Annotated in this window: 24 protein-coding genes and 1 pseudogene; 23 read left to right on the top strand and 2 right to left on the bottom strand. The window is 39.9% G+C overall.

Translation table 11 applies throughout. The features are described from left to right. The coding region (locus QM941_RS05185; RefSeq protein WP_414339453.1) for a G5 domain-containing protein at positions 1–1,980 on the top strand (1,980 nt) is incomplete at its 5' end. A gap of 17 nt (positions 1,981–1,997) precedes the next feature. Beyond that, the gene (locus QM941_RS05180) at positions 1,998–9,290 is read left to right on the top strand and encodes a YSIRK-type signal peptide-containing protein (protein ID WP_414339451.1); all 7,293 of its coding nucleotides are present in this window, start codon (positions 1,998–2,000) and stop codon (positions 9,288–9,290) included. Positions 9,291–9,399: 109 nt separating this feature from the next. Here the strand turns inward: QM941_RS05180 and QM941_RS05175 are convergent, their stop codons facing one another. Then, positions 9,400–9,945, bottom strand: a complete 546-nt coding sequence (locus tag QM941_RS05175; protein ID WP_414339449.1) for a biotin transporter BioY — start codon at positions 9,943–9,945, stop codon at positions 9,400–9,402. 144 nt (positions 9,946–10,089) lie between these two features. Then, positions 10,090–11,436 (bottom strand): glutathione-disulfide reductase, encoded by a 1,347-nt coding sequence (gor, locus tag QM941_RS05170; protein WP_414339448.1) that lies wholly within the window; start codon positions 11,434–11,436, stop codon positions 10,090–10,092. A 239-nt stretch (positions 11,437–11,675) separates the two neighbouring features. Here gor and QM941_RS05165 point away from each other — a divergent pair, with 239 nt between their 5' ends. The 21 genes and pseudogenes from QM941_RS05165 to QM941_RS05065 all read left to right on the top strand — a co-directional run bounded on the left by QM941_RS05165 (position 11,676) and on the right by QM941_RS05065 (position 26,230). Further along, entirely contained in the window at positions 11,676–12,869 is a 1,194-nt protein-coding gene (locus QM941_RS05165) for an efflux RND transporter periplasmic adaptor subunit (RefSeq protein ID WP_414339446.1), read from the top strand. Beyond that, positions 12,853–13,554 carry an ABC transporter ATP-binding protein gene (locus QM941_RS05160; RefSeq protein ID WP_414339444.1) on the top strand — a complete coding sequence of 234 codons (702 nt, stop codon included), beginning with the start codon at positions 12,853–12,855 and terminating at the stop codon, positions 13,552–13,554. Before QM941_RS05165 ends, QM941_RS05160 begins: the two co-directional genes overlap by 17 nt. Before the next feature lies 1 nt (position 13,555). Beyond that, a complete protein-coding gene (locus QM941_RS05155; protein WP_414339443.1) occupies positions 13,556–14,815 on the top strand; it encodes an ABC transporter permease in 1,260 nt (419 codons plus the stop codon). Between the two features lie 133 nt (positions 14,816–14,948). Beyond that, positions 14,949–16,946, top strand: a complete 1,998-nt coding sequence (gene metG, locus QM941_RS05150) for a methionine--tRNA ligase (RefSeq protein WP_414339442.1) — start codon at positions 14,949–14,951, stop codon at positions 16,944–16,946. A 98-nt stretch (positions 16,947–17,044) separates the two neighbouring features. After that, positions 17,045–17,971, top strand: a pseudogene (locus QM941_RS05145) (aldo/keto reductase). Between the two features lie 92 nt (positions 17,972–18,063). Beyond that, positions 18,064–18,300 carry a DUF2829 domain-containing protein gene (locus QM941_RS05140; protein ID WP_000141913.1) on the top strand — a complete coding sequence of 79 codons (237 nt, stop codon included), beginning with the start codon at positions 18,064–18,066 and terminating at the stop codon, positions 18,298–18,300. Then, positions 18,293–18,991: a 3-oxoacyl-ACP reductase gene (locus tag QM941_RS05135; protein WP_049527858.1), complete on the top strand. Its 699-nt coding sequence runs from the start codon at positions 18,293–18,295 to the stop codon at positions 18,989–18,991. Before QM941_RS05140 ends, QM941_RS05135 begins: the two co-directional genes overlap by 8 nt. A 36-nt stretch (positions 18,992–19,027) precedes the next feature. Next, a complete protein-coding gene (locus QM941_RS05130; protein WP_049527860.1) occupies positions 19,028–19,357 on the top strand; it encodes a hypothetical protein in 330 nt (109 codons plus the stop codon). Between the two features lie 25 nt (positions 19,358–19,382). After that, positions 19,383–19,802 (top strand): SMI1/KNR4 family protein, encoded by a 420-nt coding sequence (locus QM941_RS05125; protein ID WP_414339439.1) that lies wholly within the window; start codon positions 19,383–19,385, stop codon positions 19,800–19,802. 18 nt (positions 19,803–19,820) lie between these two features. Next, positions 19,821–20,159 carry a hypothetical protein gene (locus QM941_RS05120; RefSeq protein WP_414339437.1) on the top strand — a complete coding sequence of 113 codons (339 nt, stop codon included), beginning with the start codon at positions 19,821–19,823 and terminating at the stop codon, positions 20,157–20,159. A 55-nt stretch (positions 20,160–20,214) separates the two neighbouring features. Then, positions 20,215–20,601, top strand: a complete 387-nt coding sequence (locus tag QM941_RS05115; RefSeq protein WP_414339435.1) for a hypothetical protein — start codon at positions 20,215–20,217, stop codon at positions 20,599–20,601. Between the two features lie 43 nt (positions 20,602–20,644). Beyond that, on the top strand, positions 20,645–21,052 hold the full coding sequence (locus QM941_RS05110) for a hypothetical protein (RefSeq protein WP_414339433.1): 408 nt from the start codon (positions 20,645–20,647) through the stop codon (positions 21,050–21,052). After that, entirely contained in the window at positions 21,049–21,609 is a 561-nt protein-coding gene (locus QM941_RS05105) for an immunity protein (protein WP_414339431.1), read from the top strand. The genes QM941_RS05110 and QM941_RS05105 overlap by 4 nt, the downstream gene beginning before the upstream one ends. Before the next feature lie 19 nt (positions 21,610–21,628). After that, complete coding sequence (locus QM941_RS05100; protein WP_414339429.1) at positions 21,629–22,078, top strand: Imm26 family immunity protein; 450 nt, start codon at positions 21,629–21,631, stop codon at positions 22,076–22,078. An 80-nt stretch (positions 22,079–22,158) separates the two neighbouring features. After that, positions 22,159–22,785 carry a hypothetical protein gene (locus QM941_RS05095; RefSeq protein ID WP_414339427.1) on the top strand — a complete coding sequence of 209 codons (627 nt, stop codon included), beginning with the start codon at positions 22,159–22,161 and terminating at the stop codon, positions 22,783–22,785. Positions 22,786–22,859: 74 nt separating this feature from the next. Then, positions 22,860–23,249 (top strand): Imm50 family immunity protein, encoded by a 390-nt coding sequence (locus tag QM941_RS05090; protein ID WP_414339425.1) that lies wholly within the window; start codon positions 22,860–22,862, stop codon positions 23,247–23,249. A gap of 164 nt (positions 23,250–23,413) precedes the next feature. Further along, positions 23,414–24,151, top strand: a complete 738-nt coding sequence (locus QM941_RS05085) for a hypothetical protein (protein WP_414339424.1) — start codon at positions 23,414–23,416, stop codon at positions 24,149–24,151. A 100-nt stretch (positions 24,152–24,251) separates the two neighbouring features. Next, positions 24,252–24,770 carry an Imm26 family immunity protein gene (locus QM941_RS05080; RefSeq protein WP_414339422.1) on the top strand — a complete coding sequence of 173 codons (519 nt, stop codon included), beginning with the start codon at positions 24,252–24,254 and terminating at the stop codon, positions 24,768–24,770. 48 nt (positions 24,771–24,818) lie between these two features. Next, entirely contained in the window at positions 24,819–25,292 is a 474-nt protein-coding gene (locus tag QM941_RS05075; RefSeq protein WP_414339420.1) for a hypothetical protein, read from the top strand. A 114-nt stretch (positions 25,293–25,406) separates the two neighbouring features. Next, positions 25,407–25,847: a hypothetical protein gene (locus QM941_RS05070; protein WP_414339418.1), complete on the top strand. Its 441-nt coding sequence runs from the start codon at positions 25,407–25,409 to the stop codon at positions 25,845–25,847. A 98-nt stretch (positions 25,848–25,945) separates the two neighbouring features. Next, on the top strand, positions 25,946–26,230 hold the full coding sequence (locus QM941_RS05065) for a hypothetical protein (protein WP_223339167.1): 285 nt from the start codon (positions 25,946–25,948) through the stop codon (positions 26,228–26,230). Positions 26,231–26,275: the final 45 nt, after the last annotated feature.

The raw sequence follows: 26,275 nt of genomic DNA, 5'->3' as shown, positions 1-26,275 counted from the left end.
ATTGTTGACGGAGTTGAAAAAGAACGTAAAGTCGTTTCAACAGACAAGGTTGATGCAGTTGATAAAATCATTGAAGTAGGAACGAAAGAACCTGCTGCTCCAGTAGAACCATCTAAACCAGCTGAACCATCTAAACCAGTTGAACCATCTAAACCAGCTGAACCATCTAAACCAGTTGACCCAACTAAACCAGTTGAACCATCTAAACCAGAACCTAAGGTTGTTGAGAAGGATGAAACTAAAGTAGAAATCCTTCCATTCAAGACTATCCGTCGTGACAATGCTAACCTTGCAAAAGGCACAGAGAAAGTTGTCCAAGAAGGTAAAGAAGGAATTGTTACAATAATCGAACACGTTGTCTTAGTAGATGGAGTCGAAAAAGAACGTAAAGTTGTCGTATCAAATAAAGTTGATGCGGTTGATAAGATTATCGAAGTTGGAACGAAAGAGTCAAGCAAACCAAGTGACACTCCAGTAGTACCATCTAAACCAGAAACTAAGATTGTTGAGAAAAACGAAACTAAAGTAGAAATCCTTTCATACAAGACCATCCGTCGCGATAACGCTAACCTTGAAAAAGGCACAGAAAAAGTTGTCCAAGAAGGAAAAGATGGTATTGTGACAACAGTAGAGCGTGTCGTTCTTGTTGATGGTAAGGAAGTGGAACGTAAAGTCGTTTCAAGCAACAAAGTGGATGCGGTTGATAAGATTATCGAAGTTGGAACGAAAGAGTCAAGCAAACCAAGTGACACTCCAGTAGTACCATCTAAACCTGAAGTTAAGATTGTCGAAAAAGATGAGACTAAAGTAGAAGTGCTCGCATATAAGACAATCCGCCAAGAAAATCCTAGTCTTGAAAAAGGCACAGAAAAAGTTGTTCAAGAAGGAAAAGATGGTCGCATCACAACAGTAGAACATGTCGTTCTTGCTGATGGTAAGGAAGTAGAACGTAAACTAGTTTCAATGACTAAGGTCGATGCAATCGATAAGATTATCGAAGTTGGAACAAAAGAGTCAAGCAAACCAGGTGACACTCCGGTAGTACCATCTAAACCTGAAGCTAAGATTGTCGAAAAAGAAGAAACAAAAGTAGAAGTTCTTTCATACAAGACTATCCGTCGCGACAATGCTGACCTTGAAAAAGGTAAAGAAAAAGTTGTCCAAGAAGGAAAAGATGGTCGCATCACAACAGTAGAACATGTCGTTCTTGTTGATGGTAAAGAAACAGAACGCAAAGTCGTTTCAACCAACAAAGTTGATGCAATCGATAAGATTATCGAAGTAGGAACAAAAGTGTCAAGCAAACCAGGTGACACTCCAGTAGTACCATCTAAACCTGATGCTAAAGTTATCGAGAAGTATGAAACTAAGAAAGATACAGTAGCATTTAAGACAATTCGTCGTGACAACGCTAACCTTGCAAAAGGTACAGAAAAAGTTGTCCAAGAAGGAAAAGCTGGTAGCATTACTGTAGTTGAACGTGTTGTCTTTGTAGATGGCAAAGAAGTAGAGCGTAAAGTTGTTTCAACAACTAAGGTAGATGCAGTTGATAAAGTTATCGAAGTAGGAACAAAAGAACCAGCTAAACCAGCAGATCCAGCTAAACCAGCAGATCCAGCTAAACCAGCTGACCCAACTAAACCAGCTGACCCAACTAAACCAGCTGACCCAACTAAACCAGTTGTTCCATCTAAGCCAGCTGACCCAACTAAACCAGTTGTTCCATCTAAGCCAGCTGACCCAACTAAACCAGTTGTTCCATCTAAGCCAGCTGATCCATCTAAACCAGTAGATCCATCTAAACCAGTACAGCCAACAAATACACCAGCCAAACCGGTAGAAACTAAAGCTTCATCTGGAAAAGAACAATTGCCAAACACTGGTACAGAAGCTAGTGGATTATCAGCTCTTGGAGTCTCACTAATGGCAGCAGCAAGTGCTCTGTTTATCGGTAAGAGAAAAAAACAAGATAATGAATAAAAAGGAGATAAATAATAATGAAATTTGAAAAACGTCAACGTTTTGCCATACGTAAGTTTAGTGTAGGTGTGGCATCTGTCCTTGTAGGACAGTTCTTCGTCGGGTCGATGGTTAACGCCCCACATGTAAGCGCCAGTGAATTTAAAGGGGAGGCAACTAAGGCAATAGAAGAAGAGCCGGTCAAGGAAACTATTTCTGAAGAAATCACTATTCCAGAACCATACCGTGCTCCTGCAACTCTTGCAGCACCATCTACAGAAAAAGAACCAGTTGCAGAAACAACAACTGAAACAACAACTACAGAAACAACTGTTGAAAAATCTAAAGAGCCTGTTGTAGCAACAGCTCCATCTACTGCACCAGTTGCAGAAGAAAAACCAGAACTTAAACTTGATAAAAAAGAAGTTCCAGCAGCAGAAGAAAAAGTTACTGAAGCTAAGCCTGCAGTTGACGAAGTTCTTCAACCACTTAAAGAGCAATTGAACAACAGCATTCTTGAAGCAAAAGCTGTTAATGAAGAAGCTGAAAAACAAGAAGCTAAACTTACTGATAGCGATGCTAAGAAAGTTCTTGCGGACGCTCTTCAAGCTTCAAAAGCTGAGTTGGCAGCAGCTCAACAGCTTTCTGAAAAAGCTCAATTAACGAAAGCTGATCTTGAACTTAGCATTGGACGCCTCCAATCTGCTATCGAGTCTGTTTACACAGAAATGAAGCGTGCAGGTCACTCAGGTTTCGTATCTTATATGTTGGCGGCTGAAACACCGTCAGAAGGTACTAAACCATATATGACCATTGAAAACTACAGTGGTTATACAAAAATTCGTAACAATGGTACTACTACAAAGTTAGTTTACAAGATGGGTCTTACCCGTATTACTCCAGACGAAGTTGATCTAACTCCAGATGCAAAAGCACTTGGCCTTACCTATGATAAGGTCGGCGAGTATGTTACTGGAGATATAGTACTTGATGGACGCCATGCTGGTCGTAAGTATGAAATTGGTCTTGTTTCCAAAACAGATCCAAATGTCAAAGCGACAATGATGCTAGAAATTGTTAATCCAAGATCTTTTGGTTTAACTACACTTTCAACAATGCCAGAATCTAGAGGTAGTTGGCAAAGAAATCGTGAAGCCACTGCCTCACGTGATGCTGATGGAGAATTAGGAAGTGATTATGCAACTGGAGATATGGGGGAAAATAGTACAAGAGTTAATAATTATTATATTCCTACAACACCTTTTGGCTATCATATTGCTAAAATTAATCGTCCTGAACCAACTACTGTTGCAGATGCAAAACCTGATACACCAAGATATTATACAGAGTTAGGACTTTATATTGATGATTCACCAAAAGTAAAAGACTTCCCTGATTCACCAGTAACCCTTAAGAAGTTTGAACGTTTAGATACAGTACCTGATGTTGAGTATGAACTTGTTACTGTACATGACCCAAAAATTAAGTATGATAGTGAAGATTGGGCAGTTCATAATTGGATGTATACACCATACCGTGTCCGATTTACAAAACTTCCAGCTCAACAAGGTAGCTTTGATATTAAGTTCAAAACTACTGATAGCGTTGGACAAACTCGTATCTTCAATGTTCATTTAACTACAGAAGAACGTTCACAGTCTGTTACTGATAATGCAGATGGTTTCAGTCTTACGAATGCGGATGTCAGGTTTACACCAAACACTGAAACTGCAGTCTTAAATAAAGAGGGTATTGTCTCTGTACCACGTTCTGCTGATGCACAGACAATTGGTAAGATTGAGCTAAACAAGGTTAATGCTACTATTAAACCAGTTCGATTCCCAGATGGTACAGAGTATGATGAAGCAACTCAAACGATCAGAAAGAAAGCTGGAGTCAAACTGTTACCTGGTAAGTATAACTTTGAAGTCCGCGCTATCGATGGACACTTTGGTGACAATGCGCCAAACCGTATCTTCGAATTTGAAGTAACTGACTTTATCAATCCTATCGACCACCAAGTATGGAAAGAAGGCGAACGCTTCCCAGGTGTACCTGTAACACTTGATGGTGGATCAAGAATTGCTGCTATCCGTGTCATTACGGAAAGTGGAGATAAGTATGCGACAGTCTCAGGAGACACTATCACTAATACTCTTGAAGGATATGGTGTACTGAAAACAACTGAAAACCAAAAGGCACGTGTGGAAGTTGACTACTACAATGCGGATGGTGGTGTTTCTACAACATTCACAGACTTTACCTTTGAAGTAAGACCACGTGATGGTGTTGGACTTGATCTTGATGTAACCAACCATGAACAAACCATCAAAGAAGGTGAAAAGTTCAAGGATATGGTGATCACTCATACTGACGGTGCTACACTAACAGTTGATACAAAAGCTCTTCCTAAAGGAACTCGCTTTACTAAGTCTACTAAGACAATCGCAGGTAAAGGTCTCGTTGAAGGTGTTTACAAGATTAAAGTTACTGCTGAAAAAGATGGACAAGTAGTTCAAAAATATGTAACTCTTACTGTCCTTCCTGGTGAACTTGTAGCAGAGAACTTTGAACGCGAAGTAACTGTTGGTGATACGATTGATCCTATCGAAATCGATCCACATCCTAAGGCTACATTCTCTGGGGACACATGGCAGTGGAGTGATCTTGGTCTTACCTATGATGATGCTACGAAGACTATTTCAGGTACAACCAATGAAGTTGGTGAAAGAACTTATACTTATAAACTAACTCGTGGTGACCAAGAAGCTACTGGTACTATCAAGATTAAGGTTAAGGAAAAACCAATCTCAGTTAAGGGTGGAGAAACTGAAGTTCAAGTACTTTCTCCTATGAACCCTATTAAAGTTGAGGCTTCTGAAGGTGCTACAATTAGTGTTGAGACTACTAACTACAATGCGGCTCCAGATCCTGCTACTGGTCAGTATCCAAGCTATCTCCCAGATGGAGTTACTTATGATGAGTCAACTCATACCTTCTCAGGAACTCCTACCAAAGTTGGTGTTTACCGTATCCCAGTTAAAGCTCAATATGATAACTACCGTAACAATCCAGTTGCAAATGCTGAAGTCGTAATCACAGTTACTGGTTCTCCAGTTTCTATCGACATCTCTAATAAAGAGCAAACTGTAACAGTTGGTGATGCTATCACTCCTGCAGTAGTAACTCACAATAATCTTTCTAAAGTTACTATGAAGACACCATATGGTTTGGTAGAAGAAGCAGATATCAATGAAGTTATCTCTGAATATGGATTAACATATGATGCTGCTACTAAGACATTTACTGGTACACCTACAAAAGCTGGTACATTTACAATCCGTATGCAAGCTACAAACCCAACAGAAATTGGTGGAGCTTCAGCTGTAGACACATTTACTCTTAATGTGAATCCTAAAGCTGATAAAGATCTTGACCTTACTGTTTCAGGTGGTCGTCAGCTTGTTCAACTAGGTAATGCAATCAATAATATCGTTCTTACTCACACACCAGGTTCTGACCTTACTCTCGATGAAGCTAGCCTTCCTGATGGTGTAACATATGATGCTGCTACTAAGACAATCTCTGGTACTCCAACTGCGGTAGGTAGCTACACAGCTAAAGCTACAGCAACTCTTGATGGTAAGTCTGTATCTAAAGATGTAGAGATCGATGTTGTCGATATCAAAAACGGTAAAGACGGTAAAGATGGTAAATCACCAGTCGTAACCGTTAAAGATAACGAAGACGGCACTCACACAGTTAAAGTTGTGAACCCAGATGGAACAACAACAGAAACAGTTATCAAGAACGGAGTAGATGGTAAGACACCTACAGTAACCGTTAAAGATAACGGTGATGGCACTCACACAGTTAAAGTTGTGAACCCAGATGGTGAAACAACAGAAACAATCATCAAGGACGGTAAGAACCCATCAGTCACAACAGAACGTGGTGAAGACTCTGAAGGTAACACAGGTACATGGGTAATCACTCATGACCCAGAAGGTACTGTAACAGGCCGTACATTCATCAAGGATGCCAAAGACGGTAGAGATGGTGTTGACGGTAAAGATGGTAAATCACCAGTCGTAACTGTTAAAGATAACGAAGACGGTACTCACACAGTTAAAGTTGTGAACCCAGATGGTGAAACAACTGAGACAGTTATCAAGAATGGTAAAGATGGTAAGACACCAACTGTAACCGTTAAAGATAACGGTGATGGCACTCACACAGTTAAAGTTGTGAACCCAGATGGTGAAACAACAGAAACAATCATCAAGGACGGTAAGAACCCATCAGTAACAACTGAACGTGGTGAAGACTCTGAAGGTAACACAGGTACATGGGTAATCACACATGATCCTGCTGGTACAGTAACAGGTCGTACATTCGTTAAAGATGGTAAAGACGGTAGAGATGGTGTTGACGGTAAAGATGGTAAATCACCAGTCGTAACCGTTAAAGATAACGGTGATGGTACTCACACAGTTAAAGTTGTAAACCCAGATGGTGAAACAACAGAAACAGTTATCAAGAATGGAGTAGATGGTAAGACACCTACAGTAACCGTTAAAGATAACGGTGATGGCACTCACACAGTTAAAGTTGTGAACCCAGATGGTGAAACAACAGAAACAATCATCAAGGACGGTAAGAACCCATCAGTCACAACAGAACGTGGTGTAGATGCTGAAGGTAACACAGGTACATGGGTAATCACACATGATCCAGCTGGTACTGAAACTGCTCGTACATTCGTTAAAGACGGAAAAGATGGTAAATCACCAGTCGTAACTGTTAAAGATAACGAAGACGGCACTCATACAGTTAAAGTTGTGAACCCTGATGGTGAAACAACTGAGACAGTTATCAAGAATGGTAAAGATGGTAAGACACCAACTGTAACTGTTAAAGATAACGGAGATGGTACTCACACAGTTAAAGTTGTGAACCCAGATGGCGAAACAACAGAAACCATCATCAAAGACGGTAAGAACCCATCAGTAACAACTGAACGTGGTGAAGACTCTGAAGGTAACACAGGTACATGGGTAATCACACATGATCCTGCTGGTACAGAAACAGGTCGTACATTCGTTAAAGATGGTAAAGACGGTAAAGATGGTAAAGACGGTAAATCACCAGTCGTAACTGTTAAAGATAACGAAGATGGTACTCACACAGTTAAAGTTGTGAACCCAGATGGAACAACAACAGAAACAGTTATCAAGAATGGTAAAGATGGTAAGACACCAACTGTAACCGTTAAAGATAATGGTGACGGTACTCACACAGTTAAAGTTGTGAACCCAGATGGCGAAACAACAGAAACCATCATCAAAGACGGTAAGAACCCATCTGTAACAACAGAACGTGGTGAAGACTCAGAAGGTAACACAGGTACATGGGTAATCACACATGATCCTGCTGGAACTGAAACAGGTCGTACATTCGTTAAAGATGGTAAAGATGGTAAGTCACCTGAAGCATCAGTTAAAGATAATGGTGACGGTACACACACAATCACTATCACTGATCCAAATGGTGTAACTACTCAAACTATTGTTAAAAACGGTGAAAATGGTAAATCACCAAGCGTAACTGTTAAAGACAATGGTGACGGTACTCATACAGTTAAAGTTGTGAACCCAGATGGTCAAACAAGTGAAACAATCGTCAAAGACGGTAAGAACCCATCAGTAACAACTGAACGTGGTAAAGATGCTGAAGGACGTACTGGTACATGGGTAATCACACATGATCCTGCTGGTACAGAAACAGGTCGTACATTCGTTAGAGATGGTATTGACGGTAAAGATGGTAAAGATGGTAAATCACCAGTTGTAACCGTTAAAGATAACGAAGATGGTACACATAAAATCACTGTTGAAAATCCAGACGGAACTAAGACTGAAACTATCATCAAAGATGGTAAAGATGGTAAGTCACCAAGCGTAACTGTTAAAGATAACGAAGATGGTACACACACAGTTAAAGTTGTCAATGTCGATGGTCAAACAACAGAAACAATTATCAGAGATGGTAAATCACCTCGAGTTTCTACTGAACGTGGTAAAGACACTGACGGTAACGATGGTACTTGGGTAATTACTCGTGATCCAGAAGGAAATGAAACAGGCCGTACATTCGTTAAGGATGGTAAAGACGGAGTAGATGGTAAAGATGGTAAAGACGGAGTAGATGGTAAATCTGCGAAGGTTACTGTTACTGAAAATGGTGACGGTACACATACGATCACTGTTGAAAATCCAGATGGAACTAAGACTCAAACAATCATCAAAGATGGTAAAGATGGTAAGTCACCAAGCATTACTGTTAAAGATAACGAAGATGGAACTCATACTGTAACTGTTATTAACGTTGACGGTCAGAAGGTTCAAACTATTATCAAGGATGGTAAGACTCCACGTGTAACAACTGAGACAGGCAAAGACAAAGATGGTAATACTGGTACTTGGGTAATTACACATGATGGTGACGGCAAAGAAACTGGTCGTACATTCGTTAAGGATGGTAAAGACGGTAAAGATGGTAAGGACGGTAAGACACCAACTGTTACTACTGAACCTGGTAAAGACAAAGAAGGAAATACTGGTGTTTGGGTAATTGTACGTGATTCTGAAGGTAACATCACTAGCCGTAACTTTATCCGTGATGGTATTGATGGTAAAACACCAAAAGTTCGTACTGAACCTGGTAAAGATAAAGAAGGAAATACTGGTGTTTGGGTAATCACTGAAGATGGTGATGGAAACATCACTAGCCGTACCTTCGTTCGCGATGGTAAGGATGGTAAGACACCAAGTATTACTACTGAACCTGGTAAGAACAAGGAAGGTCAATCTGGATACTGGATTATCATCAAAGATGGTGATGGTAAAGAAACAAATCGTATCTTTATCCGTGATTGTGGATGTCCTAAGAAAGAGGATCCAAAACCACAACCACAACCACAACCGGATCCAAAACCACAGCCACAACCACAACCAGATCCAAAACCACAACCACAACCAGATCCAAAACCACAACCACAACCGGATCCAAAACCACAACCACAACCAGATCCAAAACCACAACCACAACCAGATCCAAAACCACAACCAAAACCACAACCGGATCCACAACTTCCACCTCAACCAATCGAAGACAAGATTATCCCAATCAACAAGTTTAGAGATAATGAGCCTCAAAAAGAATTACCAAATACTGGTACAGAGGATCTTCCATTCCTATCACTTGCAGCGATTTCTGGATTGGCAACAGCTGGATATGCTTTGTCTCGCAAGAGAAGAGAAGAAAACTAAACAATCATCGCTTTTCTAACTGATAAGTGCTGAATTGAATAGTTTAAAAAGAGAGAACAATTGTTCTCTCTTTTTTGTTTTTAAATAATAATGAATCAATAACTTTTTTCTAAGAATGATTGAACGTAAAACTCTTATCTTTTGTTAATCGTTTAAGTAGAGCTTTTCCAATGAAACTGATGGCAATAATTTTTGCTAGATCTGGTATGATAAAGGGAATGACTCCGACAGCGAGTGCCTTATCAAAAGGCATCCCAGCTAGGAAGTGGAGACTGAGAATACCACCTACAAAGACAAGAGAATCACCCAAGAGATTCGCAAAGAAAATACGTAAGACGCCACTATTTGTGTGAATGAGATAGGAAGCAAGTCCAGCATAGACAAGGTCGAACCAAAGATAACCAGCACTTGGGCCTACCAAAACATGAAAACCAGCTCCTCCACTAGCGAAAACAGGAAGACCAATGGCGCCAAGTAATAGATATAGTCCAACAGAGAGGACAGCTTCTCTAGGTCTAAAAACAGTAGCTATCAGTCCAATAGCAAAGTTCTGCAGAGTGAAAGGAACGGGACCAATGGGAATACTAATCTGGGCTAATACTGCAATAAGTGCAGCTCCTATAGCAGGAATGGCATAGATATGTGCTTTTTTCAAAATAGTTAACCTCTTTTTTTATTTATAGTAACTATTATATAATCTTGTCAGATTAAGTCAACCGTTAATTTAGAAAAAGTTAACTCTTTTTGTGACGGCCGATTGAAATCAATAAAAAAGACCTAAATGGTCTCTTTTAATTGATTAACGCATAGTAACAAATTCTTCTGAACCTGTTGGATGGATAGCGACAGTAGCATCAAAGTCTGATTTTGTAGCTCCCATCTTGATAGCAACTGCGAAACCTTGAATCATTTCGTCAACTCCGTAGCCGATTCCATGAAGGCCAACTACCTTTTCGTCTGCACCAGCTGTAACGAGTTTAAAACGAGCTTCTTGGCGGTGACTAGTAACTGCAGAATACATAGAAGCGAATTTTGAAGTATAAACTTTGACGTTTTCTTGTCCATATTGCTTAATAGCTTCTTCCTCGGTCAGACCAACAGTTCCAATAGCAGGGTGTGAGAAAACTACAGTTGGAATAGTAGTGTAGTCCATTTTGGCATTGGTTTTTCCATTGAAGAGTCGTTCAGATAAAGTACGACCAGCCTTAATAGCGACAGGAGTCAGCTCTTTTTCACCAGTTACATCTCCAAGAGCGTAGATTCCATCAACGACCGTATTTTGGTATTCATCAACTTGGATAAAGCCGCGTTCATTGAGGGTGACACCAACTTTTTCGAGTTGAAGTCCTTCAACATTTGGACGGCGACCAGTTGCCCAGATAACTTGACTGGCAGTATGAGTGCTACCATCTTCGAAATGAATGGTAATACCTTGTTCAGTTTCTTCAAGTTTAGCAGGAACCTTATGTGTGTGGAGGTTTAGTCCTGTATTTTCCATTTCTTGAACTAGACTCTCAACGATATAGCTATCAAATCCACGTAGTGGACGTTCACGACGGACAAATAAATCTGTCTGAACACCAAGTGTATGGAGTACACCAGCTAATTCGACAGCAATGTAACCAGCACCCAGAATAGCTACTGATTCAGGCAACTCTTCCCAGGCGAAGACATCATCTGAGCTACCACCTAGTTCAGCACCAGGAATAGAAGGGATATGAGGATGAGCTCCAGTCGCAATCACAATATGCTTAGCGTGGATCAACTCACCATTAACTCTGACAGTATGAGCATCAACGAACTCGGCACGTCCTTCAATCAAATAAACTCCGTTACGCTTGAAGCTTCCATCATAAGATGAACGAGCACGGTCAATATAGGCTTCACGATTCTTACGAAGAGTTGCATAATCAAATTCGTTGTCAGTGATTGTGAAACCATAGTCAGGTCCATATTTGTGGATACTCTCTGCAATTTGAGCTCCATACCACATGATTTTTTTAGGGACACAGCCGAGGTTGACACAAGTTCCGCCTAATTTCTTTTCCTCAATAACTGCCGCCTTAGCACCATGTTCACCAGCACGATTCATGGTAGCAATTCCCCCGCTACCTCCTCCGATGGCAATAATATCATATTCTCTCATAAGAAAGCTCCTTTAGTTGTTTTCTAGTCATATTCTATCCTTTTTTGGAAGTCAATGCAAAAATCTGCTACGTTTAAATTTCTTAAGAAAATGCTTGCAAAAATAAAAAAGAAGTTGTATTATATAACTAACACAACAATAAAAGATTTGGCGATTGTTTTTGGATATTTAGAAAGCAATTGTCCATTTTTAGGACTTGTGCTATAATTTTAATATATGTTTATAAAAGAGGTATTGAAATGAAAAAGAAGTCAAAATCTAAAAAATGGCCTTTATATACAGCTATTGGCGTTGCGACAGCCCTTGTACTAGGAGCAGGAGCTATCCTACTGTTCAGACAACCGGGTGAGACAGTAGCTAGTGACGAACCAAGTCATATTGTCATTGCAAAAGAAGGGACAGTTGCATCATCAGTTCTCTTATCTGGTAGTGTAACTGCTCAAAATGAGCAATATGTTTATTTTGATGGCAGCAAGGGTGAACTAGATGAGGTCTTGGTTTCGGTTGGAGATCAGGTTAGTGAAGGGCAAGCTTTAGTAAAGTATAGTAGTTCTGAAGCGCAAGCTGCTTATGATGCTGCTACTCGTGCCATTGCTAAGGCTGACCGTCATATCAATGAATTGAATGAGGCTCGAAATACTGCTGCAGCAACACCTATCCTTCCTCAAGTAGGCGAAGAAGGCGGTGCTGATTTGGCACAGACTCAGGGGCAATCAACAGGATCTTCTTTTTCTTCTATTGATTCACAAATTAGTGATGCTCGTGATACTCGTGCGGACGCGGTAGCTCAACTCGAAAAGGCTCAGGCTCAGTTAGATGCTACGACAGTCTTAAGTACAGTTGAGGGTACAGTTGTCGAGGTGAACCGAAATGTTTCAAAATCTCCGACAGGTAGTAGCCAAGTATTAGTGCACATAGTAAGTAACGACAATTTACAAGTGAAGGGTGAGCTTTCTGAGTACAACCTTGCCAATCTTTCTGTCGGCCAAGAAGTAACCTTTACTTCAAAAGTTTACCCAGACAAAACTTGGACAGGAAAGATTACTTACATCTCTAACTATCCAAAAAATAATAGTGAAGCAAGTTCAGGATTGTCTGGCTCAAGCTCAGGGGCCAAGTATCCATATACAATTGAAGTAACGAGTGAGATTGGTGATTTGAAACAAGGATTTACAGTTAGTGTCGAGGTCAAGAATAAGAGTAAGGCTTTGATTGTTCCGATTACTAGTGTGATTTTCGAAGAAGATAAAAGTTACGTTTGGATTCTTGATGAATATCAAAGAGCCAAAAAAGTTGAAGTTGGGTTAGGCAATGCAGATGCCGAAAACCAAGAAATCATATCTGGTTTGACAGATGGAGCTAAAGTTATCAGTAATCCTACAACTTCCTTGGAAGAAGGAAAAGAGGTAAAGACTGATGAAGCAACTAATTAGACTTAAAAATATCTGCCGTAGTTATCGAAATGGGGATCAGGAACTCCAGGTTCTTAAAAATATTAATCTAGAGGTCAATGAGGGAGAGTTCGTAGCAATCATGGGGCCATCGGGCTCTGGTAAGTCAACTCTCATGAATACTATTGGTATGTTAGATACCCCTACAAGTGGTCAGTATTTTCTAGATGGAAAAGAAGTAGCTGGTTTGGGTGAAAAACAATTAGCCAAGGTTCGAAATCAAGAGATTGGCTTTGTCTTTCAGCAGTTCTTTCTCTTATCTAAATTAAACGCTCTGCAAAATGTAGAATTGCCTCTAATCTATGCTGGTGTTTCTACCTCAAAACGGCGTAAACTAGCAGAAGAATATTTAGAAAAAGTAGAATTAACTGACAGAAGCCATCACTTACCATCAGAATTATCAGGTGGGCAGAAACAGAGGGTAGCCATTGCACGAGCTCTTGTCAACAATCCATCTATTATCTTGGCTGATGAGCCAACTGGAGCTCTGGATACCAAAACGGGTAATCAGATCATGCAACTCTTAGTTGAATTAAACAAAGAAGGAAAAACCATCATTATGGTTACGCATGAGCCTGAAATTGCTGCATACGCTAAACGTCAGATTGTCATCCGCGATGGAGTCATTTCGTCTGATAGCGCCCAAGTAGAAAAGGAGGAAAACTAAGATGCAGAATCTGAAATTTGCCTTTTCATCTATCATGGCCCATAAGATGCGATCATTCTTAACCATGATCGGGATTATCATTGGGGTATCATCCGTCGTTGTCATCATGGCCCTAGGAGATTCTATGTCTCGTCAGGTCAATAAAAACATGACCAAATCACAGAAAAACATTCATGTCTTCTATTCACCTACCAAGAGTAAGGACGGTTCCTTTACCCAGAAGCAGTCTGCTCTAACTCTGTCTGGTAAAGAGGAAGATGTTTTTGTTGAACCACCAAAACCTCAAGAATCCTGGGTTAAGGAAGCTGCTAAGCTCAAGGGTGTGGATAGTTACTATGTGACCAACTCAGCCAATGTGACCTTGACCTATAAGGATAAAAAGGTGGAACACGCTAACATGACGGGTGGGAATGTCACTTATATGGATGCGGTCGAAAATGAAGTCATTGCAGGTCGAAGTCTTAGAGCACAAGATTATAAGGATTTTGCAAACGTGATCATTTTAGATGAAGAACTTGCTAATAGCCTTTTTGGTTCTGCACAGGAAGCACTCAATCAGATTGTGGAAGTAAATGAAATCAGTTACCGTGTTATTGGTGTTTATGCAAGTAAAGAAGCTAAGGCTGCAAAATCCTTTGGAGTCGGAGGACTACCAATTACAACCAATATTTCCTTGGCAGCTAATTTTAACACAGACGAGATTTCAAATATTGTCTTCCGTGTCAACGATACGAGCTTGACTCAGACTTTAGGTCCAGAATTGGCAAGAAGAATGACGGAGATTGCAGGTCTCCAACAAGGGGAGTATCAGATAGCAGATGCAACGGAAGCCTTCAACGAAGTGCAACAAATGTTCGGCTTTATAACTACGATTATTAGTGCTATTGCGGGAATTTCCCTCTTTGTTGGTGGTACAGGTGTTATGAACATTATGCTTGTTTCTGTGACAGAGCGTACCCGTGAGATTGGTCTACGCAAAGCGCTAGGAGCAACACGAGCTAATATCCTGGTTCAGTTCTTGATTGAATCCATGATTTTAACCTTGTTAGGAGGGTTCATCGGTCTTGTACTGGCTGCAGGGGTGACCATGCTTGCAGGAGTTCTTCTTCAAAACTTGATTGCAGGAATCGAAGTTGGAGTATCCATCCCAATCGCTCTCTTTAGTTTAGCGGTCTCGGCTGGTATCGGCATGATATTCGGTGTTCTACCAGCCAATAAAGCTTCTAAGCTGGATCCTATCGAAGCACTTCGCTATGAATAATTTAAAAGATAAAAAACGAGATGGACATTTGTCTGTCTTGTTTTTGTATGGATTTCTCTATCGAAAATCACTAAAAATATGGTATAATGAAGTGTTAGAAAAACAGGTTTCATTAGCCTGGAAAGGAAAAAATATGTCTGAAAAGAATTTTTATATTACAACACCGATTTACTATCCATCTGGTAAACTTCATATCGGTTCTGCCTACACAACTATTGCCTGTGATGTCTTAGCACGATACAAACGTCTTATGGGCTATGATGTCTTTTATCTGACTGGTCTTGACGAGCATGGTCAAAAGATTCAACAAAAAGCAGAAGAAGCTGGGATCACACCTCAAGCCTATGTTGATGGCATGGCAGTTGGAGTCAAAGAACTCTGGCAATTACTGGATATCTCATATGATAAATTTATCCGTACAACTGACGACTATCATGAAAAAGTAGTAGCACAAGTTTTTGAACGCTTGCTTGCTCAAGATGACATCTACCTAGGTGAATACTCTGGTTGGTATTCAGTATCAGATGAAGAATTCTTTACAGAAAGCCAACTTGCGGAAGTTTTCCGTAACGAAGCTGGAAATGTAACTGGCGGTATCGCACCATCAGGACACGAAGTTGAATGGGTTTCAGAAGAGTCTTATTTCCTTCGCCTCAGCAAGTACCAAGACCGCTTGGTCGAATTTTTCAAATCGCACCCTGATTTCATCACTCCTGATGGTCGTCTCAATGAAATGCTTCGTAACTTCATTGAGCCAGGTTTGGAAGACTTAGCGGTTTCTCGTACAACCTTTACATGGGGAGTTCCAGTCCCATCTAATCCAAAACACGTTGTCTATGTTTGGATTGATGCCCTTCTCAACTATGCGACTGCTCTTGGTTATGGTCAAGATGAGCATGGTAACTTTGATAAGTTCTGGAATGGAACAGTCTTCCACATGGTAGGAAAAGACATCCTTCGTTTCCACTCCATCTACTGGCCAATCCTTCTTATGATGTTGGATATCAAATTGCCTGACCGTTTGATTGCCCATGGTTGGTTTGTCATGAAAGACGGCAAGATGTCTAAGTCTAAAGGGAATGTCGTTTATCCTGAAATGTTGGTAGAGCGCTATGGTCTCGATCCACTTCGTTACTACCTCATGCGTAGCCTTCCTGTTGGTTCAGACGGAACCTTTACTCCAGAAGACTATGTAGGTCGTATCAACTATGAATTGGCAAACGACCTCGGGAACCTCCTTAACCGTACGGTTTCAATGATTAACAAGTACTTTGATGGTCAAATCCCTGCCTATGTAGAAGATGTAACAGACTTTGATAATGCTCTTGCTGACGTTGCAGAACAATCAATCGCTGACTACAATACCTACATGGAAGCAGTTGACTACCCACGTGCACTTGAAGCAGTCTGGACCCTCATCTCACGTACCAATAAATACATCGACGAGACAGCTCCATGGGTACTGGCTAAGGACGAAGCGCACCGTGACCAATTAGCAAGTGTTATGAGCCACTTGGCAGCTAGCCTTCGTGTTGTAGCGCACTTGATTGAGCCATTTATGATGGAAACCAGTCGTGCAGTCTTGACACAACTTGGTCTAGCAGAAGTTTCTAGCCTTGAAAACTTGAGCCTGGCTGATTTCCCTGCAGGTGTAACAGTAGTTGCTAAAGGAACACCAATCTTCCCACGTCTCGATATGGAAGAAGAAATCGCCTATATCAAGGAACAAATGGAAGGCAACAAGCCAGCCGTCGAAAAAGAATGGAATCCAGATGAAGTCGAACTCAAACTGAACAAGGAAGAAATTAAGTTTGAAGACTTCGATAAGGTTGAGATCCGTGTCGCAGAAGTTAAGGAAGTTTCTAAAGTGGAAGGTTCTGATAAGTTGCTTCAATTCCGCTTAGATGCTGGTGATGGTGAAGACCGTCAAATTCTCTCAGGGATTGCAAAATACTATCCAAACGAACAAGAATTAGTCGGCAAGAAAGTCCAAATCGTTGCCAACCTCAAACCACGTAAAATGATGAAAAAATATGTCAGCCAAGGGATGATTCTCTCAGCTGAACATGATGGCAAATTAACCCTTCTAACAGTTGATCCAGCTGTACCAAACGGAAGTGTGATTGGCTAAAATAAAAAGGACCAGTTTGAACTGGTTCTTTTTCGTTTGATAAAAGTTGATAAAAGTGTCATTCTGCTTTATAATGAAGAAAAACGGAGGAAATTGCCATGAAATACATTCCATTTGGTCAAGAGAAAAGAGAATTGTCCGAAATCGTTCTAGGCATGATGCGAATCAGTGACAAGCCGGTTAAGGAAGTGGAGGAGCTGGTTGAAACAGCCCTATCTGTAGGAATCAATGCCTTTGACTTGGCAGATATCTATGGTGGAGGTCGTTGCGAAGAATTACTGGGACAAGTGTTAAACAATCGTCCTGACCTGCGAGAAAGGATGTGGATCCAGTCCAAGTGTGGCATTCGCATAGAAGAATTTACCTATTTTGATTTTTCAAAAGATTACATTTTAGAATCAGTAGACGGGATTCTAAAAAGATTGTAGGTTGATTACCTGGATAGCTTGCTTCTCCATCGTCCAGATGCTTTGATGGAAGCGGATCAAGTAGCTCAAGCCTTTGATATTCTACACAAATCAGGTAAAGTTCGAGACTTCGGTGTGTCCAATCAAAATCCCATGATGATGGAATTGCTGAAGAAAGAAGTCAAACAACCTTTATCTATCAATCAATTACAGCTAAGCGCAGCTTTCACGCCAGGATTTGAATCAGGTTTCCATGTCAATATGGAAGGTGACAAGGCAGCTTTGCGTGATGGTAGCGTCTTTGAATACTGCAAATTAAACGACATCGTCCTTCAGGCCTGGTCAGTCTTACAGTTTGGCTACTTCAAGGGTAATTTTGTCGGCAATGAGAAGTTCAAACAACTAAACCAAGTTCTAAATCGATTAGCCTTAAAATACAGTGTAAGCCCATCAGCTATTGCTATCGCTTGGGTGTTACGCTATCCAGCCAAGATGCAGGCAGTAGTAGGAACAACTAACCCTAAACATTTGATAGAAGCAAGCCAAGCAAGTCATGTCAACCTGACTCGAAAAGAATGGTATGAGATTTACCTCGCAGCAGGGAATGATTTGCCGTAAGTGGAATTTGCAATTCAGAAATCACAGTCAAAAAGCCGTTGAAAAACGGTTTTTTGTTATAATAAGACAAGAGAACTATTAAGGAGAGAAACATGACATTTGAAGAAATCCTGCCAGGACTAAAGGCAAAAAAGAAATATGTACGTACTGGCTGGGGTGGGGCTGAAAACTATGTGCAGCTTTTTGATACTATCGAGCAAAATGGCGTCGCCCTTGAAGTGACACCCTATTTCCTCATCAACGTATCTGGTGAAGGGGAAGGTTTTTCTATGTGGAGCCCAACTCCTTGTGATGTCTTAGCGACGGATTGGGTGGAAGTTCATGACTAGACGAGTTTTGGTGACAGGAGTTAGCTCAGGAATTGGTCTGGCTCAAGCTCGACTCTTTCTAGAAAAAGGTTATCAGGTTTTTGGAGTGGATCAGGGTGAAAATCCTGATTTACAGGGTGACTTTCACTTTTTACAACGTGATTTAACGCTTGACTTGGAACCAATTTTTGACCGGTGTCCTCAGGTGGATGTTCTCTGCAATACAGCTGGGGTTTTGGATGACTACAAACCTTTACTAGAACAATCCGCCCAAGAAATCCAAGAAATTTTTGAAATCAACTATGTGACACCAGTAGAGTTGACGCGACATTATCTTACGCAAATGCTGGAGAATAAAAAAGGGATCATCATCAATATGTGTTCCATTGCCTCAAGTCTAGCAGGCGGAGGTGGTCATGCATATACCTCGTCCAAACATGCCTTGGCAGGCTTTACCAAACAATTAGCTCTGGACTATGCTGAAGCTGGGATTCAGGTCTTTGGCATTGCTCCTGGTGCAGTTAAGACTGGTATGACAGCAGCTGACTTTGAGCCAGGTGGTCTGGCAGACTGGGTAGCAAGTGAAACACCTATCAAACGCTGGATTGAGCCAGAGGAAGTGGCATATCTTACACTTTTCCTAGCAAGCGGGAAGGCAAGCGCCATGCAGGGGCAAATTCTCACTATTGATGGTGGTTGGTCTTTGAAGTAGCATAGTTGGTATTTAGTGAATATGTGGAGGTGAACTATGAAAAGAGATGAGTTTGGATTTGTCTTACCCAATCTCTACTATCAGTTTTTAACGGAGTGGAAAGAGATTGACCCCTATGAAATTGGAGATTCAGGTATTTGTTTGTATGCTAAGGAGGATTTATTAGAGCGAAATGAGACCTATCAGATAGAAGTAGATGAACCAGACTTCTTTTTGATTGGTCAAGAGGGAGATTTGGCTTATTTTATCAAGAAAAATGCAGATGATTCCATTTATGAAAATGACTTGGGTGCTTTAGGATCCTTAGAAATGCAAAAAGTAGCTGCAAACGTCTATGACTTTATTGACAATATTTTAGAGGAATAATTGTAGAAAACTGAAGGGAGTAATCATGTTTAGAGTGCTAGATGCAGATTCACCGATTTCAAAAGAAGATTTTTTACAATTTGAGGAGATTCTTGGGAAGGAATTGCCAAAAACTATGTTGGACTTTTATCTCCAGCACAACGGTGGTCAACCCCAAGTAAGGGGAGTCCACGATGAACATCATCTCTTTCCTTTTAATTCCTTTGATTCACTTGATGAGATGAAGAAGTCTCTGAAATGGTTTGACGATGAGGCTGTACCTGCAGGATTTAAGGGCACAGATCTTCTCCATTTTGCCTATGATCCTGGATCTGGCAACTATGCTCTTTCCCTAAGGGAAGAGGATTATGGCAAGGTGTATTTCTATGTTCTAGAAGAAACAGCTGAGGTGTATGGTCAATGGCCATCTTTTGAGGATTTTTTGAATTCTTTTGTTGAAGAGTGAGACTAATAAGGAGAAGGGATGCGGAAACACCAAGAACTTTCACTAGAGCAGATCATCGAGCAGATGCGTGTGAACAAGTTATCATCAGATGATTTTTGCCTCTATGCCAAGGAGGATGGAGAACTAGCACTAGCTAGGTCCTATTGGGTATCAGATTATCCAGATGTTGTGGAAGACCGTGATGTCTACCCGACAGAAGTGGCGGAACAAAACCTTCAGCTAATCTACTATGGAGAGCAGTTGCTTGATGTTCTCACCGTAGCGCTTGAAGAAAAGCCAGATGCAAGTCTCCAAGACTTGGTTGATGCTTTGAATTATTATAATCAGCACGATAACTTTATGCCCTTTAGTGATTAGCTAGGTTGATTAGAGAAATGGTATCTGATGACTGATAGCATAAGGAGAGAAAATGATGAGAGAATATAAATTTGATGTCCATAACGAGATGTTTGTATCGATTCCAGAGGAAAGAGAAAAGGTCTGCCTTGCTTTAAGTGATTCTTTAGAGGTTATCAATGAGGAGTTAACTCCGTCTTATAAAGCAAAACTCGATAATCTCCTGGATCAATCATCAGTATGGTATCCAAAAGCCTTGGCAAGAATTCAGGAGGAATTTTCAGAACTAGCGCACGCCAGACTCCTATCCATTTTTATCTTGTCTGAACAGACGGACATAGACCTGATTTTTGGTTTGGAATTTGGACTAAGAGAGGACTCGGAGCATGGTAGAGGCTTTAAATTCTCCCTCAATAGTCTTGAAATATTAGAATATGGTTTAGGGGAAGTCGCTTACTACTAGGTGTATTCGATGATGAGAGAAGTACTAGAAGATGGAGCAGGATATGATAGAGAAAGAATGGCGTTTTTATTCATCAGAGGATGATAGGGAGTGGGTGATTTTATCAGATCGTGATAGAGCTGAAACAAAAGAGGATATCCACTCTGTTAATCAGAAAGAATCCGTCATGCGAATGTATCGAAGACCGGGGGACTTTATCTCAGTGTCTTTGCTGTCTGCTTCTTATGAGATAGACGATGTAACAGGGAAACTTGGACAAGAGCGAGATTTCTATTTAAAAATTGAATGCCTGCAAGATGGATGGGCCAGTATTAGTTCTCAAGTCTATAAAAAAGAGGAAGCAGTAACTTTAGCAAGCCTCTTTATGGGACTCAGAAAAGATGCGGCTATCAAGCTTTGGAAGTTAAAAAAATTGGGTGAAAAGAATCTAGGAGATCGGATAGAGAAATGACAGTCAAAATCAATGAATTAGTGAAGGAGCTTGGTTTTTGTGTGGTGCCTACAAAGGAGAAACCATTTAGTCTGGATGAGGTCCGTTTCAACCTTTTGGCATATTTAGAGGATTATTCCAAAATGGGTTTTTCTTTTGTTAAAGTAGCTACTGATCTAGTAGAACTAAGGAAAGAGCAAGAGAGTTATAGGCTTGTTGGCCAGTGTTTTTTAGGTGCTTTTGTAATTGGAGAAGAGGAACAAGTCTTCTTACTTTGCAATCGAGAAGGAAGAGAAGTTTTTCAAGAATCAATGGTTTATGTCAATTCTTCCTTACATACTTTTGTTTCCTCTTATTCGCTCTTTCTATCAAGCATCTTTCTTTTGAAAGCAAAGTTTTATGAGATTGAGCAAGATGAAGTCGAAGAAATTGCAGCAAACTTGAAGGATCAAGTACTTGCCTTGGAGAAGCCCCTTGAACAAGAATTGCCCTTCTGGGAGCACATGGCCTATTTGATAGAAGACGATGGAATCGTTCTAAGAGATGATCTCTTTCATATCTTAAATAAAGAGCAGTAGGAATAGAATTAAATTAATTATGGAGAAAAAATTGCCCCAGATAAAGATTCGTGAGTGGAATGAAAAGCCAAGAACAAAACTTCGATTTATTAAAATTGGTGATATTTTTTGCTATCAATTTTCAGAGGAAATGTTTGTATTTGGTCAAATCCTTGGAAAAGTGAACGTTGGTCATGTCATTCAATTTTTCGATATCTTTCAAGCAAGTCCTACTATAACAGTTGAGGAGCTAAGTCGTGCTCAATTTATAGGTAAGCCCATCATTATAGATTCCTACACCTTGTTTGATCGAAGTCCAGTATGGTCTTGGCAGATAATTGGTCACCAAGCGGATTTTGATCCAAGCCCTTTTAAGGATTTAGCCTTTAAATGGGGAGACCCAAATGGTCTTCACTTTGGGAAGGTCTGGCTAGATGGTAGGCGGAAACCTAAGATTTTTTCTAGGGAAGAAGTTGAGGAGCTGGACTAGGAAGCTTGTGTCGGAACTATAGTTTATAACAGAATCTTGGAAGAAGAACTGGACAAGAAAATGAAATAAAGGAGTTTGAGATGGACTATGTAGATGAGTTAACTTCAGGACGTACGCCCTTGGTAAAAAAGGCAGCGAAAAAGATTTTAAAGGGCAGACTAAAAGGATATGGACCATTCTTGCATCAGGCCTTGGAAGGGGAGATGGAAAAGCCTAGATCGTGGGAATCACAAATGTACTTGCTCTACGCCATGGCCGCAACGGATTGCACAGAAGAAGTCCCCTATCTCAAGTCATTGCTGCTGAGAGATATTCCAACCCCTGTAACCTACCGCTCTCTAGCAGTAGCGATTGCTTATCTAGAAAATTCAGAAACAGAGAACTTGTCTTTTGTCTATGAGTCTTTGGAATCGAATAACCCATCTCAAGCTGCAGGTGCTTGTGCTGCTATTTATATGAAAAAAATAGTACTTAAAGATGGCGATTTTAACAAAATTATGTCTTATGTAACTCAGCCTAAATACCTTGAGCATATTGGCAAAGTCACAAATCCATTTTTATTTATCTTAGCAGCATCTTATCTATATCCAGAAGAAAATCGCCAGAAAATTGTAGACTTTTCCCGTCAGTTCGATATATCTATCGTCAAGGACTTAATCAATGACGTTATGAAAGGAAAGGACGGCAGGAGGGTCAGTCTATTCTAAAATCTCCTTAAAGAGCGAAACAATAACTCTTAAAAACAAGACTTTTATTCATTTTTAAAAAAGGAGTTCATATTGTGAAATGGTTTGAAAAAGCAGTGGGCAGGGAAAAGATTATTCATCTGTTTGATGGTGATTTGGAATTGAAGAATGTATTTCTTGATACTGTATTATGTTACGATTACAAATTAGATCTTGTCTTTTATTTATTTGATTTGCCAACTAATTTCCCTGAAAAGTGGCAGAAAAGTGCATTTAATGCCATAAAAATTAATTTAGAGTTTTTTAATTTAGATGAAATCCATTTTTATTCTAAGGGGATTCATAAGGTGAATGGTCAACTGGAACTGCTTTTTTTAGAGAATAAGGTTGAATTCAATTTTAAAAACCAAAATGATGTGATGTTATCAGGATCTTCTGACCTTATTAGAATTGCTGAGATTGGTCCTGTGAAGATTGATACTTAAAGATGTATTCCTAGCTTATTTGCGGAGATTCTGGATGATCAAACAATCCTCCATTGCTAGTAGGGACACCGAGACTATGGGAAAAAGTGAAGGAAGAGCACAAACATTAGACCTTGACCTAAGGCTAAACCTTTCTGCAAGAAAAAAACGACGAGACCACGAATATGAAGTTACAGTATTTTGAATTAGATAAGCCCTATGTGGAAAATCAACAGAGGGTTGAGGAGCTGATGGACTCCGCTGCGCTAACTTACGAGGAAGCTAGAATTAAGGACTATCGACAGAATTGGAAAGACCTGCGAAGAGCGTTCGTATATGAATCCAAATGTATGACCTCTATGGTAGAGCGCCTCTTCAAACCAGTTGTGACCAAGGATTGTTGGAAAATCATCGTAGAATGTGTAGATACGATTAGCAATCCAGCTATTATGAACCTACTTGGTGTCTATACTGTCCAGGTCCTATTTGATTTTTCTAGCTATAAAACCTTGAGTCCATTGGAACAGAAAAAGCTACTCTTAGAAGCCTTGCTAAAAGGGGTAAAGAGCGTGTTTCAAGAGCTCTCTATTCCCTGCTCCTTGATAGAGGATGTAGTCAATGAAATAGAGAAAAACGATTACGAAAATAGCTGGGAGTGGAAAAGGAAGAAGATCCAATCCACGATCTATTTCATTCAAGTGGAGCATCAGCTTGATAAGGTGGATTTGTTTTGGAAGATAGAGCATAAGGATAAGAGCATCCGTCAGTTGATTCAATCCTGCCCTGCTCACGAGATGGACTATGGGGCTAAGCTTGGTAAACTGGAAACAAAAGGGAACTTCCTTTATCTGTTGGATAAACAGAATGAGGTTGTGAGCAAGCTAGAGTTCGAAAACATAGCTGAACGAACCCAAAAAAACTAGCCATTGTCCATAAAATACTTGTCAATAGCAAGTAATTAAGGTAGTCGAAAATAGCAAAATAGGACAAGGTAGAAATATAAAAAGTTGAGGCTCAAAAACTATGGTAAATAAATTAGCAAATGTTACCGGTGGAGATATTTTCGCAATTCCTTTGTTTTTATCTGATAGATCCGAATTAGAGCGGTTTAAAAAGTCTAATTTCTTAGGAGAAGATAAAAAATTCGCTTATTGTCGGGTCATTAAGGATCTTGGCGGTGGAGGAATACTTATAGAGGTTTTTAACTTAATTGATGGATTATCACCTACAGTAGATGGGATCATTCAATCAGGAAGGTTATTTCCACCAATTGCGATCAATGGACTTGGTATATATAAGAAACGCTGGCCAAAAGTCGGACAAGAAGAGAAGTATGACTGCGAAATAGATTCTCATTTTTCTCAAATACAGTTGCTACTTCCGGCATTACCAGGTGAATCACCGAGATTATGGCAGAATGGGCAAGAAAAGTTTATTTCTCTTGAGGAAAGTAAGGATTATGAAGAATGGACAATTTGGCTTTCTTCTCATTTAGAAAAAAGAATTATTGAAAGTTTAAAAGCAAGAGGAATCAACATTTAGTTATGAAATCAGATAATTTTTTTAAATGACAGAATTGAGGTAGACTGGATGACTTGGGATGATGAGATTGAACGTCTTATAAAAAGTGATTTCTTTTTTAAAATGGGAGAAACTGAACAAATAGATCATGTTATCTTTATAAAAAACGTCAATGAAGCTTTTATAAATCCTACGGAAGAAGCTTTTGAGAATCTATATAGAAAGATGAATTGGCTTCCGTCGTCGCTGAGTGATAAAGATCCATTTTATGGGGATCTTAAGGTTCCAGAGGAACTTGTATATTATAGGAAAAGGGTTAGTCAAATTATATTCCAAAAGGCAAGAGAGATGGATAAAAGCCTGTTTGTATCCAGAGCGCATGATTTCTCAAATGTTGCTAAAATGGGAATGGCCTTTGCTTTTAGACAATATTTAGTAGAAAAGTCCTTGTCGTTAGGGTCTTATTGGGAAAATATTGTTAACTTGTATTATATGGGACATTGGCCGATAGGGTATTTTGAAGGGATCCTGTTTGCTATTTAAGATAACATGATTAAAAGTAAATATAAAAGTATGAGGCTTTGCTAGAGACTTATTCTGACCTATCAATGTTTTTCATGAAGCAAGCACCCTTTAGCTAACGAGAGAGCAAGAACCATGAGTGACTTAAAAAAGAGATTATCCTTATTAAAAGTAGAAAAACGAATCAATCAGTTGAGGGGAGTTAAGGATGTCCATTTTCTGACCGATAAACCTAAAGAAATTGATTGGTATGCTGGGGAGTTGAATCCTATCGATTCTCCGATTTCTTGCCTTTATGAGTTTTCTATCGACCTTACTACTAAAGATCTAAGTAGGTCAATTCAAAGTCTTGTTGGCAATAGCAGTCGGTTTATCCTAGTTTTTTGGGAGTTTTCACCAGTTTACGTCTTGTTTCAAATGGAGTCTTTGGATGACCTTTTGCCCTCTTATTTTACTGAATTTTCTACTAAGGACCTGACACTTTTCTTTCAAGACCAGGAAAAAGTACTGGATCTCCATTTAGCGGAGGATAAAGTAGAAGTGAGAGTCTTGGAGAATAAGGCTAAGAACCGGTAGATTCTATAAATTGAAAATGAACATAGAATTAATAGATGAAAGAGGCAAATAGGAAAGAATGCCATTCTTGGAGAGACAAATGATAAAGGAAGATTCTAATGTGTGAAAAAGAATATTATTATTATGGCAATAGTGAGTTTATGTCAGGCCTAGGAGTTATTTATACAGAGTTTACTGGTCAGTGTGCAAGTCGACAAATTAACGTTTTGAATGGGCACTCTTATGCTTCTTCTTGCCTACAGGATTATGTTCCAGAAGTAGGGTTTCTACTCTATGATGGTCGAAAAGATGAGTTGGATCTATCAGACTCCATCAAGATTAGTCAAGAGGAATTTGAACGAATTTGGGCTCAGGCTGTCGCTAACGGTCAGAATGATACGTAATCGTCAGTTGAAAATAGCCAAATATAATCCCAAAAATGTGAGAGG

The organism is Streptococcus timonensis (assembly GCF_047460355.1).
GTDB classification, from domain to species: domain Bacteria; phylum Bacillota; class Bacilli; order Lactobacillales; family Streptococcaceae; genus Streptococcus; species Streptococcus timonensis_A.
The sequence above is the reverse complement of the archived record's forward strand: the minus strand, read 5'-3'. Positions and strand labels throughout refer to the sequence as shown.

Bases quoted from the DNA above. Each gene is read 5' to 3' on its own strand.
- QM941_RS05180 (WP_414339451.1), top strand. From the start codon at position 1,998: ATGAAATTTGAAAAACGTCAACGTTTTGCCATACGTAAGTTTAGTGTA.
- gor (WP_414339448.1), bottom strand. From the start codon at position 11,436: ATGAGAGAATATGATATTATTGCCATCGGAGGAGGTAGCGGGGGAATT.
- QM941_RS05165 (WP_414339446.1), top strand. From the start codon at position 11,676: ATGAAAAAGAAGTCAAAATCTAAAAAATGGCCTTTATATACAGCTATT.
- QM941_RS05160 (WP_414339444.1), top strand. From the start codon at position 12,853: ATGAAGCAACTAATTAGACTTAAAAATATCTGCCGTAGTTATCGAAAT.
- QM941_RS05155 (WP_414339443.1), top strand. From the start codon at position 13,556: ATGCAGAATCTGAAATTTGCCTTTTCATCTATCATGGCCCATAAGATG.
- metG (WP_414339442.1), top strand. From the start codon at position 14,949: ATGTCTGAAAAGAATTTTTATATTACAACACCGATTTACTATCCATCT.
- QM941_RS05140 (WP_000141913.1), top strand. From the start codon at position 18,064: ATGACATTTGAAGAAATCCTGCCAGGACTAAAGGCAAAAAAGAAATAT.
- QM941_RS05135 (WP_049527858.1), top strand. From the start codon at position 18,293: ATGACTAGACGAGTTTTGGTGACAGGAGTTAGCTCAGGAATTGGTCTG.
- QM941_RS05130 (WP_049527860.1), top strand. From the start codon at position 19,028: ATGAAAAGAGATGAGTTTGGATTTGTCTTACCCAATCTCTACTATCAG.
- QM941_RS05125 (WP_414339439.1), top strand. From the start codon at position 19,383: ATGTTTAGAGTGCTAGATGCAGATTCACCGATTTCAAAAGAAGATTTT.
- QM941_RS05120 (WP_414339437.1), top strand. From the start codon at position 19,821: ATGCGGAAACACCAAGAACTTTCACTAGAGCAGATCATCGAGCAGATG.
- QM941_RS05115 (WP_414339435.1), top strand. From the start codon at position 20,215: ATGAGAGAATATAAATTTGATGTCCATAACGAGATGTTTGTATCGATT.
- QM941_RS05110 (WP_414339433.1), top strand. From the start codon at position 20,645: ATGATAGAGAAAGAATGGCGTTTTTATTCATCAGAGGATGATAGGGAG.
- QM941_RS05105 (WP_414339431.1), top strand. From the start codon at position 21,049: ATGACAGTCAAAATCAATGAATTAGTGAAGGAGCTTGGTTTTTGTGTG.
- QM941_RS05100 (WP_414339429.1), top strand. From the start codon at position 21,629: ATGGAGAAAAAATTGCCCCAGATAAAGATTCGTGAGTGGAATGAAAAG.
- QM941_RS05095 (WP_414339427.1), top strand. From the start codon at position 22,159: ATGGACTATGTAGATGAGTTAACTTCAGGACGTACGCCCTTGGTAAAA.
- QM941_RS05085 (WP_414339424.1), top strand. From the start codon at position 23,414: ATGAAGTTACAGTATTTTGAATTAGATAAGCCCTATGTGGAAAATCAA.
- QM941_RS05080 (WP_414339422.1), top strand. From the start codon at position 24,252: ATGGTAAATAAATTAGCAAATGTTACCGGTGGAGATATTTTCGCAATT.
- QM941_RS05075 (WP_414339420.1), top strand. From the start codon at position 24,819: ATGACTTGGGATGATGAGATTGAACGTCTTATAAAAAGTGATTTCTTT.
- QM941_RS05070 (WP_414339418.1), top strand. From the start codon at position 25,407: ATGAGTGACTTAAAAAAGAGATTATCCTTATTAAAAGTAGAAAAACGA.
- QM941_RS05065 (WP_223339167.1), top strand. From the start codon at position 25,946: ATGTGTGAAAAAGAATATTATTATTATGGCAATAGTGAGTTTATGTCA.